The sequence below is a fragment of the Roseicyclus sp. genome, from assembly GCF_965662675.1.
In the GTDB taxonomy this organism is placed as follows: Bacteria; Pseudomonadota; Alphaproteobacteria; order Rhodobacterales; family Rhodobacteraceae; genus Roseicyclus.
This window is the reverse complement of sequence record NZ_CBFIIK010000087.1, coordinates 1-11,934: the sequence shown is the minus strand read 5'-3', so window position 1 is coordinate 11,934 and position 11,934 is coordinate 1. Positions and strand designations below refer to the sequence as shown.

At 63.5% G+C, this 11,934-nt stretch carries 14 protein-coding genes, 2 tRNA genes and 1 pseudogene; 7 read left to right on the top strand and 10 right to left on the bottom strand.

The features are described from left to right. A pseudogene (locus ACTG4J_RS11910) lies at window positions 1-498 on the top strand (leucyl aminopeptidase); the annotation flags it as partial. Window positions 499-509: 11 nt separating this feature from the next. Next, on the top strand, window positions 510-968 hold the full coding sequence (locus tag ACTG4J_RS11905) for a DNA polymerase III subunit chi (RefSeq protein ID WP_439139780.1): 459 nt from the start codon (window positions 510-512) through the stop codon (window positions 966-968). 29 nt (window positions 969-997) lie between these two features. Here the strand turns inward: ACTG4J_RS11905 and ACTG4J_RS11900 are convergent, their stop codons facing one another. The 3 genes from ACTG4J_RS11900 to ACTG4J_RS11890 are packed head-to-tail and all read right to left on the bottom strand — an operon-like array spanning window position 998 to window position 4,084. Then, window positions 998-1,579 carry a retropepsin-like aspartic protease family protein gene (locus ACTG4J_RS11900; RefSeq protein WP_439139778.1) on the bottom strand — a complete coding sequence of 194 codons (582 nt, stop codon included), beginning with the start codon at window positions 1,577-1,579 and terminating at the stop codon, window positions 998-1,000. Between the two features lie 46 nt (window positions 1,580-1,625). Continuing rightward, window positions 1,626-2,243 carry a MarC family protein gene (locus tag ACTG4J_RS11895; protein ID WP_439139776.1) on the bottom strand — a complete coding sequence of 206 codons (618 nt, stop codon included), beginning with the start codon at window positions 2,241-2,243 and terminating at the stop codon, window positions 1,626-1,628. After that, window positions 2,240-4,084 (bottom strand): ABC-F family ATP-binding cassette domain-containing protein, encoded by a 1,845-nt coding sequence (locus ACTG4J_RS11890; protein ID WP_439139775.1) that lies wholly within the window; start codon window positions 4,082-4,084, stop codon window positions 2,240-2,242. Before ACTG4J_RS11890 ends, ACTG4J_RS11895 begins: the two co-directional genes overlap by 4 nt. 104 nt (window positions 4,085-4,188) lie before the next feature. Between ACTG4J_RS11890 and ndk the strand changes: the two genes are divergently transcribed. Beyond that, on the top strand, window positions 4,189-4,611 hold the full coding sequence (ndk, locus tag ACTG4J_RS11885; protein WP_439139773.1) for a nucleoside-diphosphate kinase: 423 nt from the start codon (window positions 4,189-4,191) through the stop codon (window positions 4,609-4,611). A 71-nt stretch (window positions 4,612-4,682) separates the two neighbouring features. Here ndk and ACTG4J_RS11880 read toward each other — a convergent pair whose 3' ends face one another. The 3 genes from ACTG4J_RS11880 to ACTG4J_RS11870 form a co-directional block, all read right to left on the bottom strand. After that, window positions 4,683-5,051 (bottom strand): TfoX/Sxy family protein, encoded by a 369-nt coding sequence (locus ACTG4J_RS11880; protein ID WP_439139771.1) that lies wholly within the window; start codon window positions 5,049-5,051, stop codon window positions 4,683-4,685. Between the two features lie 385 nt (window positions 5,052-5,436). Next, window positions 5,437-5,511 (bottom strand) — tRNA-Asn (locus ACTG4J_RS11875). 70 nt (window positions 5,512-5,581) lie between these two features. Further along, the gene (locus tag ACTG4J_RS11870) at window positions 5,582-6,475 is read right to left on the bottom strand and encodes an MBL fold metallo-hydrolase (protein WP_439139769.1); all 894 of its coding nucleotides are present in this window, start codon (window positions 6,473-6,475) and stop codon (window positions 5,582-5,584) included. A gap of 31 nt (window positions 6,476-6,506) precedes the next feature. Between ACTG4J_RS11870 and ACTG4J_RS11865 the strand changes: the two genes are divergently transcribed. Next, window positions 6,507-7,805 (top strand): ATP-binding protein, encoded by a 1,299-nt coding sequence (locus tag ACTG4J_RS11865; protein ID WP_439139782.1) that lies wholly within the window; start codon window positions 6,507-6,509, stop codon window positions 7,803-7,805. A 7-nt stretch (window positions 7,806-7,812) separates the two neighbouring features. Here the strand turns inward: ACTG4J_RS11865 and ACTG4J_RS11860 are convergent, their stop codons facing one another. Next, window positions 7,813-7,998, bottom strand: coding sequence for a hypothetical protein (locus ACTG4J_RS11860; protein WP_439139767.1), 186 nt, complete (start codon window positions 7,996-7,998; stop codon window positions 7,813-7,815). A gap of 227 nt (window positions 7,999-8,225) precedes the next feature. Next, window positions 8,226-8,301: transfer RNA gene (locus ACTG4J_RS11855), tRNA-Ile, on the bottom strand. Between the two features lie 8 nt (window positions 8,302-8,309). On the opposite strand from ACTG4J_RS11855, the gene ACTG4J_RS11850 reads away from it, so the two are divergent. Continuing rightward, window positions 8,310-8,804 (top strand): hypothetical protein, encoded by a 495-nt coding sequence (locus ACTG4J_RS11850; RefSeq protein ID WP_439139765.1) that lies wholly within the window; start codon window positions 8,310-8,312, stop codon window positions 8,802-8,804. Here the strand turns inward: ACTG4J_RS11850 and ACTG4J_RS11845 are convergent. After that, complete coding sequence (locus tag ACTG4J_RS11845; RefSeq protein WP_439139763.1) at window positions 8,784-9,746, bottom strand: hypothetical protein; 963 nt, start codon at window positions 9,744-9,746, stop codon at window positions 8,784-8,786. The two genes, ACTG4J_RS11850 and ACTG4J_RS11845, sit on opposite strands and share 21 nt — an antisense overlap. A 179-nt stretch (window positions 9,747-9,925) precedes the next feature. Between ACTG4J_RS11845 and purM the strand changes: the two genes are divergently transcribed. Both purM and purN read left to right on the top strand, forming a co-directional pair. Further along, window positions 9,926-10,975, top strand: a complete 1,050-nt coding sequence (gene purM / locus ACTG4J_RS11840; protein WP_439139761.1) for a phosphoribosylformylglycinamidine cyclo-ligase — start codon at window positions 9,926-9,928, stop codon at window positions 10,973-10,975. Next, window positions 10,972-11,562 (top strand): phosphoribosylglycinamide formyltransferase, encoded by a 591-nt coding sequence (purN, locus tag ACTG4J_RS11835; protein WP_439139759.1) that lies wholly within the window; start codon window positions 10,972-10,974, stop codon window positions 11,560-11,562. Before purM ends, purN begins: the two co-directional genes overlap by 4 nt. Window positions 11,563-11,637: 75 nt before the next feature. Here the strand turns inward: purN and ACTG4J_RS11830 are convergent. Beyond that, the coding region (locus tag ACTG4J_RS11830) for a transketolase-like TK C-terminal-containing protein (protein ID WP_439139757.1) at window positions 11,638-11,934 on the bottom strand (297 nt) is incomplete at its 5' end.

Below are 11,934 nucleotides of genomic sequence, written 5' to 3'. Positions count from 1 at the left end.
ATGAAGGGCGACACGATCGAAGTGATCAATACCGACGCCGAGGGCCGTTTGGTCCTGGCCGATGTGATGTGGTACGCCCAAGAGCGTTTCAACCCCGCCGGCATGATCGATCTTGCCACGCTGACAGGGGCGATCATCATCGCGCTCGGCCATGAGAATGCGGGCGTGTTTTCCAATAATGACGCGCTGTGCAACGCCTTTCTCAAGGCCGCACAAGCCGAAGGCGAGGGGGCGTGGCGCATGCCCTTGGGTGCGGCCTATGACGACAAGCTGAAAAGCCGCATCGCCGATATGAAGAATGTCGGCGGGCGCGATGGCGGCGCGATCACGGCGGCGCAATTCCTGCAGCGTTTCGTCAAGGCCGAGACGCCGTGGATGCATCTCGATATCGCAGGCGTGGCGAGTGTGAAATCCGACACGATGCTTGCGCCCAAGGGTGCGACGGGCTGGGGCGTGATGGCCTTGGATCGCTTGATCCGCGACCATTTCGAAGGGTAAGGGAAAGCCAGTTGGCCGAGGTCTTTTTCTACCATCTGACCCAAACGACCCTTGAGGTGACGCTGCGCCAGCTGCTCGAGAAATCGCGCGCCGCCGGCTGGCGCGTCGCGGTGCGCGGCCAAAGCGATGCGCTGCTCGACCAGTTGGATCGCGCGCTATGGGCCGGGCCGGATGACGGGTTCTTGCCTCATGGTCGCGATGGCGGCGCACATGACGGGGATCAACCCGTTCTTTTGACGCTGTCGCACAGCGCGGCCAACCAGCCTGATTGCGTGGTCAGCGTCGAGGGGGCAACCATTGCGCCGGAAGAGATTGCCGGTCTGAAACGCGCGATGGTCTTGTTCGACGGCCATGACGCCACGGCGCTGCAAACCGCGCGCGCGCAATGGAAAGCGCTGACCGGGGCGGGCGTCAAAGCGAAATACTGGTCCGAGGAAACCGGGCGCTGGGCGATGAAGGCGGAAAGCTGAGCCCTGTCGCGTGTCGCGGCGGTATGTATTCAGCGGGCCAGCCGCAATTGCCCGCCCGATATTTCCAGCCGGTCGAAGCGGCGCAGATAGCTCATCCCCAAAAGGCTTTCGAACAATTCACCGCGATTGACCACGGCGCGCACCCCTTCATCGACCACCCCGCCCAAGGCCATTGTGGCTATGCGCACAGGCGCGGTTTCGACCATGCCATTGGCCGTCATCGCGCGGCCAGAATAGACCAGCGTGTCAAGATCCAGCCCGATCCGGGCGGCGTCTTCGGTCGATAGCACGATCTCGCTTGCGCCGGTGTCGACGACGAAGCGCACGGCTGTGCCATTCAATTCCAATGTCAGGTAATAATGCCCGTCAGGCGACATCGGCACCATGATTTCGCGCCCGTCCTGCATCACGGTTTGGCGCGGCACCACCGTATCGCGGATCGTGGGCCACAGCCCGACCGCCGCGATTGTGCCGATGAAGATCAACACCCAGATCGCCCCCTGGCGCGCCGTGCGCCCCAGATTGCCGCGATTGGACGCGACATAGGACAGCGCGATCGCGCCGCCCAAAAGGCCAAGAAACATCAAGGATGCGATCTGATCGCCGCTCACGCGTGGCCCTTTCACCGGTTGCGATCAATATAGGGGGTCGGGGCGGTTAAATCACCTGCAGATCGCGCATCGCGTCGATCACGAATTGCACCGAAAGTGCGGCCAAGAGCATGCCCAAAAGCCGGGTGACGACATTGATGCCGGTTGGCCCCAAGACACGTTCCAAGGGTGCAGCCAACAAAAACAGCGTGAAGACCACGACAAGCACCACCAGCATCACCAGATGCACGATCACCAGATGTGTCGTGCCGCCGCCACCTTCACCCGTCAACAAGATCATCGTGGCAATCGCCCCCGGCCCCGCGATCAGCGGAATGGCCAAGGGAAAGACCGACGGATCATCGGCGGGCGCGCCATCGGCTTGGCCTTGGCGGCGCTGGCTGCGTCGTTCGAACAACATGTCGAGCGCGGTCAAAAACAGCAAGATACCCCCCGCCATGCGGAAAGCGGGCATCGAGATGCCGAGGAAATTCAACACCGCCTCGCCCGCCAGACCGAAAAGGGTCAAGATCCCAACGGCCACCAGCGTGGCGCGGATGGCCACCGCGCGGCGTTGGCGGGCGTTCTGGCCACGGGTCAGCGCCACGAAAAGCGGCGCAAGGCCGATCGGGTCGATCACGACGAAAAGCGCGACGAAAGCGGGGATGTAATCGGCGATGCTCATGCGTTCTCCGCCGCCTCGAGCTTTTCGGCGGCCGCAACCCACATCGCTTCTGCGCGCTGCAAGCCCTCCATCAGCTCGGCATATTTCTTTTGCCAAACCTCCAACTCGCCGATGCGCCCATCTTCGTAAAGCGCCGGATCGGCCAGCTTGGAGGCGAGTTTTCCGCGCATCTCTTCAATGGTGGCCACCCGCGTCTCGCATTTGCGCAACGCGGCGCGGAGCTCTTTTATCTCATCTCTCGAATAGGTTTTTACCTTTACCTTTTCAGGTTTTGCGGGCTTTTCTTCACCTTTTAGTAGAAGTGCGCGATAGCTGTCGAGATCGCCCTCATAGGGGCTGACACGCCCATCTTTGACCAGCCACAGCCGGTCGGCCACCAGCGACAGCAGATGCATGTCATGGCTGACCAAGATCACCGCGCCCGAATAAGCGGTCAACGCCTCGACCAGCGCCTCGCGGCTTTCGATGTCCAGGTGGTTGGTCGGTTCGTCCAGGATCAGCAGATGGGGCGCATCAAGCGTGGCCAGACACAGCGACAGCCGCGCCTTTTGCCCGCCCGAGAGCTTGGCCACCACCGTTTCCGCCTGTTCGGCCATCAGGCCAAACCCCGCCAGAACCGCCCGCAGCTTGGCCTGATGCACCCCGGGCCGCGCGCTTTGGATATGCTGAAGCGGCGTTTCATCCAGATGTAGCTCATCGACCTGATGCTGGGCAAAATACCCCACCCGCAGTTTGGAGGATGCCGTCTGCCGCCCGCCGAGCGGGGCGAGCTTGGCTGCCAAAAGCTTGGAGAGCGTCGATTTCCCCTCGCCATTGCGGCCCAAAAGCGCGATCCGGTCGTCTTGGTCGATCCGCAAAGACAGCCGCGACAGCACGGGCTTGCCGTCATAGCCCACGGCCACATCGTCAAGCGCAAGGATGGGCGGCGACAACCCATCGGGCGTCGGGAAGGTGAACACAGTGCGCGCCGCATCCTCGGGCATCCGGATCGGCGTCATCTTTTCCAGCATCTTGACGCGGCTTTGCGCCTGTTTGGCTTTGCTGGCCTTGGCCTTGAAGCGATCGACAAAGGATTGAAGATGGGCGCGCTGCAGGTCTTGTTTCTTTGCTGCCGCCGTCTGCACCGCCCGCGCTTCGGCGCGGGTGCGGGCGAAAATGTCATATCCGCCCGTGTAAAGCGTCAGCGCGCGCCCCTCCAGATGCAAGATATGGCCAACCGCCCGGTTCAACAGCCCGCGATCATGGCTGATCACCAGCACCGTATGGGGGTAGCGCGTCAGATAGCTTTCCAGCCACAACGCCCCTTCGAGGTCGAGATAGTTGGTCGGTTCGTCCAAGAGCAGCAGATCGGGCTGTGCGAACAAGACGCCCGCCAGCGCCACACGCATGCGCCAGCCGCCCGAAAAGGCCGAACAGGGCATGCGGCTTTCCTCGTCGGTAAAGCCCAAGCCCTTGAGAATACTGGCCGCGCGCCCTTCGGCCGACCAGGCGTCGATATCTTGCAACCTTGTCTGGATCTCGGCCATGCGCTCGCCGGTGGCACCCTCGGCCTCCGCCAACAGCGCGGCGCGTTCGGTATCGGCCTCAAGCACCGTATCAATCAGCGACACCTCGGAGCCCGGCACCTCTTGCGCCACACCGCCGATGCGCGCGCGCGCGGGCAATTCGATGCTGCCGCCATCAAGCGTCAACTCGCCCCGGATCAGGCGAAAGAGCGTGGTCTTGCCCGCCCCGTTGCGCCCGACGATGCCGACCTTGTGGCCAGCAGGAATCGTGGCGCTCGCCCCTTCGAACAGGGGGCGGCCGGCGACGGAATACGAGATGTCGGAAATGCGCAACATGCGCGCTGTCTGACCGCGCGGTGTCTTGCTGTCAACGCCCCGCTTTTCATCCCCCGACCCCCATGCTAATGCCGCGCCAAATCCCAACCCCACGGAGCGAGCACATGGCCATCCAGCGCACTTTTTCGATCATCAAACCCGATGCCACCAAGCGTAACCTGACCGGCGCGATCAACGCCAAGATCGAGGCCGCGGGCCTGCGCATCATCGCGCAAAAGCGCATCCACATGACCCAAGCACAGGCCGGTCATTTCTATGCCGTCCACAAGGAACGCCCTTTCTACGGCGAATTGTGCGCCTTCATGGCCTCCGAGCCGGTCGTCGTGCAGGTGCTTGAAGGCGAGAACGCGATCGCGACCTATCGCGAGGTGATGGGTGCAACCGATCCGGCCGAAGCGGCCCCTGGCACCATCCGCAAGGATTTCGCGATTTCCAAGGGCGAAAACTCGGTCCACGGCTCGGACGCGCCGGAAACCGCTGCCGAAGAGATCGCCTATTTCTTCGCAGGGCTCGAACTGGTCGGCTAAGTCGGACGCATCTGATCGCAGCTGATCACGGGGTCGCCCAGCCGGGCGGCCCCGTTTTTCATGGACGGGGACTAGCGCCTTTGTCCCGTCCCGATTTCGTTGAGAAGCCGTTCAAAGGCGCTGTCATGCAGCGGGTCGGCCAGCCCTGCCTTGAGCGTATCGAAGCGCGCACGCAGTGCGGTTTTCTCGGCCCCCTTGCAATCATTCCAGGGCCTGCCCTGGAGCGCCATATGCAGAACGTAATAGCCGATAAAATGGGGCCGGGTTCCGGTCGCGATCATCGCCCCATAGGCCGCATCTGCGCCCATCGCGCGCAGCGCTGTGGCGCTGGTGATGCCTGCGCGCGCCATATCCGCCGCCATGGCGGGGCCGATATTGCGGATCATGGTGACGCTGTCGTCATCCTCGGGCTGCGGCATGGGGATCGTACCTCCGCGCATAACCTACCAGAGGTCGGCCCAATCGGAAAAGCGCAAGAGGGGGTGGGGCGGGAGATGGTGCAAAAAACTGACGACCCGGCCATGTGGAAGAGAGACGAGGGGCCGGGCCGCCAGCAGGCTTTTCGCATCGTCCAAGCAGCGCACCAAGGAAGGGAGGAGGAGTGCTCTGTCGTCCGATAACATGAGCGTGCCGTCGCGCGGCGCGGTCGACAAGCAAAACACCACTGTTCAAACGGCACATTCCTGATCTGCACGAAATTTCATCGACTATGCCCGCCGCCACGCGCAACAACGCAGCGATTGACGAACAGCGGCGCCCATCAAACCCGCGATCGCATCTTGCCCCAAACGTCCAACACGCTTGATCGGCCTCGCGATGAGGAATTGGCTCCGGCGGTAGGGATCGAACCTACGACCAATTGATTAACAGTCAACTGCTCTACCGCTGAGCTACGCCGGAACTGAGGCTGCGTATAGCAAGCGTGATTTCGGGCGTCCAGTGGGCGAGTTGGAAAAAATCCTCTCTGCTCTCATGGCAGGAAAAATGGCGCTTCGGCGGAAAGATCCCCCTCGGGTACGGCTAGGTTTCTTTCTGAAAGATCAATAAGATGTGCTAAAACATTGCGTACCGCGGCGGGAAGGAGGGCCGGGGCAAGATCGCTATAGATGTCGTGGGCCAATGCGCTGGGGGTTGCGCCGGGCCGTGCGGTCAGCGCGGCGATGATCTGTGCTTCGCGGCGCAAGCGATGCGCGATCAGCGTTTCCACACGGGCTTGCGGCGCATCCACCGCCGCGCCATGGCCGGGGAAATAGACCCGGTCATCACGCGCTGATAGCCGCGCGCAAGAGCGCATGAAGGCCCCCATATCCCCGTCCGGCGGCGAGACGAGCGAGGTCGACCACCCCATCACCAAATCGCCGGTGAACAGCGCCCCCTGCCATGCAAAGCTGAGGTGATTGGCCATGTGGCCCGGTGTATGCAGCACCGCGATCTCGCCCCATGATCCCGCGATGGTCTGGCCCTCGCCGATCCTTTGGTCGGGGGTGAAATCGTGATCGACACCTTCGCCGCCGCCCAGCGCGCCCTTTTCGGCAAGGGCCGCCATCGTGGCGCTGCGCCCCCAATCAGAGGGGCCCGCCGCCAGCACCGGGGCGCCGGTCTGTCGTGCCAGATCTCGCGCCAGCGGGGAATGGTCGCGATGTGAATGCGTCACCAAGATCGCGCCGATCCGCTCACCCGGTGCGAGGGCGGCCAATATGGCATCGAGATGGGATGGCATGGCCGGGCCCGGGTCGATCACCACCACCTCACCCGCGCCCAGAATATAGGTGTTGGTGCCCTGGGCCGTCATCGGCGAGGGGTTCGGGGCGATGACGCGCCGCAGCCCCGGTTCCAACATGTGCATACCGCTTTCGCTTTCCATCTGCCTCGCTGCCCGTTTATGTGGGTGCATGATGTTCGGATGGCTCAAACGCATGATGCCGCGGGGGCTTTATGGCCGGGCCGCGTTGATTTTGCTCGTGCCCATCATCACGCTGCAGATTGTCGTGTCGGGGCAGATCCTGCAACGTTATTTCCGCGAGGTCGCGGCGCAGATGTCGACAGCATTGGCTTTGGATCTGCAACTGGTGGCCGATGCCGTCGCCGCCGGAGAGGGCCAGGCGCGCGCGATTGCCGCCGCATTGGAGATCAATGTCGCCATGGCCCCGCCCGGGCTGATCCGCGATCAGCGCGTCATTTACGATTTGACCGGGATCGAGGCGATTGGGGTGCTGCGCCGCGAATTGCCGGGGCTGGTGGCGGTCGATCTGGTCAGCAATTGGCGCCGCCCGATGATCGTGATCGACACGCGCGAGGGGCATGTCGCACTTTCCGTCGCGCGCAGCCGCATGTCGGCCTCGAACCCGCATCAGCTTTTGGTGCTGATGGTGGCCCTTGGTCTGTTCATGACATGGGTCGCCTACCTGTTCTTGCGCAACCAACTCAAGCCGATCAAGCGGCTGTCGGATGCCGCCGAGGCCTTCGGCAAGGGGCGGGTGGTGGCCTATCACCCTTCGGGCGCGACCGAGGTGCGCAGCGCGGGCCATGCCTTTTTGGATATGCGCGCCCGCATCGAAGGGATGATCGAGCAGCGCACCTTGATGTTGTCGGGGGTCAGCCATGATCTGCGGACGCCTTTGACACGGATGAAGCTGGGGCTTTCGATGCTCGATGACGGGCCCGAGGTCGCGGCCTTGTTGCGCGATGTGGCCGAGATGGAGGCGCTTTTGGCCACCTTTCTCGATTTCGCACGCAGCGAGGCGCTGGATGATCCCGTCGCCATTGATCCCATCGCGATGGTGCGGGCGTTGGTCGATGATCTTGCGCGCGGCGGTGTGCAGGTCGATCTGGTGCTGCCTGCGCGTGGCGGCAATGTGATGTTGCGCCCACAAGCGGTTCGGCGGTGTTTGACCAATTTGATTTCGAATGCCCAGCGTTACGGCACGACCGTGCGCCTGACCCTGAGCCTGCCGCCGCGATCCATCCGATTCTCCGTCGAGGATGACGGGCCGGGTATTCCCGCAGCGCGCCGGGCCGAGGCCTTGGTGCCCTTCGCGCGGCTCGATGAGGCGCGCAACCAAGACAAAGGGTCCGGCGTCGGGCTTGGGTTGGCCATCGCGCGTGATATCGCGCAACGCCATGGCGGCAGCCTGAACCTTAGCGACAGCGCAGCACTTGGCGGCTTGCGCGTCGATCTGGTCTTGCCCCGCTGAGAGCGTATCAGTCGCGCGGATCGGTTGAGGCGCGGTGGCGCAAAAGCCCATCCATCGCCGCATGGTAGAGTTGCCGATGCGCCCGAGCGCGCAGGCGGCGGTGATCGCCGCCGATCCACTCGGCGCCCGCTTGATCGATCGCCATTGCCGAGAAGTGATCGAGTGCGAAAAGTGCCAGCTTGACCTTGTTCATGTCACATCATCCTTAATGATCTGGGGTCGTTGGGCAGTGGGTGCAGCGTCCGGTGCCGATTGAAGCGCGGTCTGGGTTTCGGACAGGTTAAGCCTAGCGCAATCGGGCCGATGTTGCGGTCTTGGATGGCATGGCGGTGGCTTTGTCGGGGTGCATTTGCGCGTCAAAGGGGCAAATGCCGCGACATTGCCCATCAAAAAGGCGCGTCATGTCGAATTGCGGGAAGGTGGTAGGCCCGGAGGGACTTGAACCCCCAACCAAAGCGTTATGAGCGCTCTGCTCTAACCATTGAGCTACAGGCCCGCCTGCGCATGGCTTATCAGACACCGCCCCCCCGTCAAGCGCTGCGACTTGCGGGATGGGAGCGCTTGGCCTATGCCGAACAAGGTCAGGAAAGGATGCCGCCCATGCCCCATCTGCCGATGCTTGCCCTGCGCTACCTGGCTTGGTTGGTGGCCTTGCGTGTGCTGTTCGGTGTCTTGGTGCAATTCGCGGGCCTGCCCAATTCCATGGCGACCGCCGTTATCCTAGCCGCTGTGCCGATGGCCTTCATCGGCCAACGGGTTACACGCAACGCCACGCGCGCCTTGCAGTTTGCGGATTGGGCCATGGTCTGGGGCCTGTGCGTTGGGGTTTTCGCCGTCATTCAGATCATTCTGCCTGCGATTATCATCGCCCCGATGCGCGCGCTTCTGGCCGATCCGGCCGGATTGCAGCAAACCGTGCTGGTGCTGGTTTCGACCGGAGGGATGATGGCGCTGTTTCTGTGGATCGGCGCGCGGACGTTAGGACGCGGCCGCCTCTGAGCTTACCTTTGCCAGCGCGCCAAAGTGGCGTTTCATGCGCTTGCGCTTGGCATATGCGCCAAAGGCGTCGAGGAAACGGTCAAGCGCATCGGCCCCCATCAATTCGGTGTATGTCTCGAGCGTGTATCGGCCATGCGTGTCATGGGCCCAAAGAATGCCAAGCCTGTGGTAATGCGCGATGCTCTGGCGGCGCCCGGTGCCTTGGCCAAAGCTTTCGATGTTGAAATTCAGTCGCTGCTCCAGCGCCTTGACCGGGCTGTCGCGCAGGTAGCCAAGGATCGGCAGCGTGAACTGATCGATATTCGCGCGGTCATAGGGGCGGGTGACCGTGCGTTCGAAATGCAGGGCCGTTTGCAGCCAATCACGCCCGATATGGGTGGGGTTTCCCTTGTCGTCCCGCGCGCGCCAGATGATCATGCCAGCGTTGTAATAGGGAAAGGACACAAGTTGCCGCCCGCCATTGTATTGGACGCGTTCCTTGGGGGCGGGCAGGTCGAAGGCGGCGTAGAAATGCGCCCAATCCTCGTCGCTGCCTGCCGATGACGCATAATCCGAGACACAGGCCGCGATCTGCGAATTGCCCAATTCCTTTGCGAAATCAACAGGTTCGGCCAAGATGACATCGGTATCCAGAAACACCGTCACATCCGCGCACCGCTCGTCGGCGGCGGCTAGGATCTTGTTGCCATGCGGATAGGGGGCGGTCCATGGCGCATGCCCGCCGCTGCGCCCGGGAATGTCGCGCAAGGCGATGCCCGAACGCTCCAGCGCCTCGATGGTGAGCGGGTTCAACGCGGATCGATACTCTGCCCGCAGGTAGGCGACGGCGCTTTGTGACGCGGTCATGTTGGCCCTGAGCGTCGGCGCCAGCATGCACGCCTGCGCCTCCAGCCGCGCGCCATCCACGATGAAATAGATTTCAGTCGACAATGTCTTGGCCAACTCTGCCTCACAAACGCAAGATTACGTGGGCGCCCGCCCGGCGGCCGCAGTCATGCCAGCATAGGTCGAATATGCCCATTGCGGCAAGTCGCGCGCAGCCGCTTTGTGCAAGGCGCATGGACGGGCCGCGCTGTGGCTGATATCGCGGGGCCGAATGCTGCAAGACCCTGGGGGTGCCCATGAGCGACAACAATCAAAAGCCGCTGACCTATGCCGAAGCCGGTGTCGATATTGATGCGGGCAATGTGCTGGTCGACCGGATCAAACCCGCGGCTGCCGCGACGGCACGCGCTGGCGTGATGTCGGGGCTTGGCGGATTCGGCGCGCTGTTCGACCTCAAGGCCGCAGGCTATGATGATCCGATCCTTGTCGCCGCCACCGATGGGGTGGGCACCAAGCTCAAGATCGCGATCGACACCGGGCTTTACGACACGATCGGCATCGACCTGGTGGCGATGTGCGTCAATGATCTGGTCTGCCAAGGGGCGGAGCCATTGTTCTTCCTCGATTATTTCGCGACCGGAAAGCTTGAGGTTGACGCTGCAACCCGCATCATCGCGGGCATCGCCGAGGGCTGCCGACTGTCGGGTTGCGCGCTGGTGGGCGGCGAGACGGCGGAAATGCCGGGCATGTATGCACCGGGCGATTTTGATCTGGCGGGCTTTGCCGTGGGCGCGATGAACCGCGGTGCGGCGTTGCCTGCCGGGGTGCGGGCGGGCGATGTGCTGTTGGGGCTGGCATCCGATGGGGTGCATTCCAACGGTTATTCGTTGGTCCGCCGTGTGGTGGAGCGATCGGGGCTGGCGTGGGATGCACCCGCGCCCTTCGCCCAAGGCAGCCTTGGCGCGGCGTTGTTGGCACCCACGCGGCTCTATGTGAAACCCGCGCTGGCCGCGATCCGGGCGGGCGGCGTGCATGGGCTGGCCCATATCACTGGCGGTGGCTTGACCGAGAACCTGCCGCGTGTCCTGCCCGAGGGGCTGGGCGCCGAGATCGATCTGGGCGCGTGGTCCTTGCCGCCCGTATTCAAGTGGCTGGCCGCTGAGGGTGGATTGGCGCAGGCCGAGATGCTCAAGACCTTCAACGCAGGCATCGGCATGGTGCTGGTGGTCGATGCCGCCCGCGCCGATGCGCTTGAGGCAGAACTGGCCGCGGCGGGCGAGCGCGTGCATCGCTTGGGTCATGTCGTGCCGGGTGCGGGGGTCAGCTATAGGGGCGCGCTTGCGTGACCAAGCGCGTTGCGATCCTGATCTCGGGCGGCGGCTCCAACATGGTGCGGCTGGTCGACAGCATGACGGGCGACTACCCCGCGCGGCCCTGTTTGGTGCTGGCCAATGATCCCGGCGCGGGCGGGCTGGAAAAGGCCGCCGCGCGGGATGTGCCCACCGCCGTGGTCGATCATCGCCCCTTCGGCGCGGACCGCGCTGGATTCGAGGCGGAACTGACCCGCGTTCTGGCCGCCCATGCCCCCGATATCATCTGTTTGGCAGGCTTCATGCGGGTGCTGACGCCCGATTTCGTCACGCGCTGGCAAGGGCGAATGCTGAACATCCACCCCTCGCTTTTGCCGAAATATCCCGGCCTGCACACCCATGCCCGCGCGCTGGAAGCTGGCGACGCCGAGGCAGGCTGCAGCGTGCATGAGGTGACAGCCGAGCTTGATGGTGGGCCGATCTTGGGTCAGGCCCGCGTGCAGGTCTTGCCCGGCGACACAGCCGACAGCTTGGCCGCCCGTGTCTTGGTGCAGGAGCATCGGCTCTACCCGCTGGTGCTGAGGCGGTTCGCGGCGGGCGACGGCGGGCGGATCGATCTGTGACCATGTAAGGCGCGCCCCAAGGCGCACCCTACACAGGCCCGGATCGGTCGGGTGCGCCTTGCGGCGCATCACCAATCACAAAAGCGATTTGACCTTTTCGGCCACGGCTTCGGCGGTGATGCCGAAATGGCGGTAAAGCTCCTCCGCCGGGGCCGAGGCACCAAAGCCGTGCATGCCGACAAAGCCCGATTTCTCGCGCCGGCCACGTTCGCCAAAGAGCCAGCGATCCCAGCCGAACCGAATACCCGCCTCGACCGCGACGCGCACGGGGCCCGCGGGCAGAACGCGCTTGCGATAGGCCTCGTCTGTTTCCTCAAAGATCTCCCAGCAGGGCATGGAGACGACACGGGTGCCGATCCCTTGCGCCTCGAG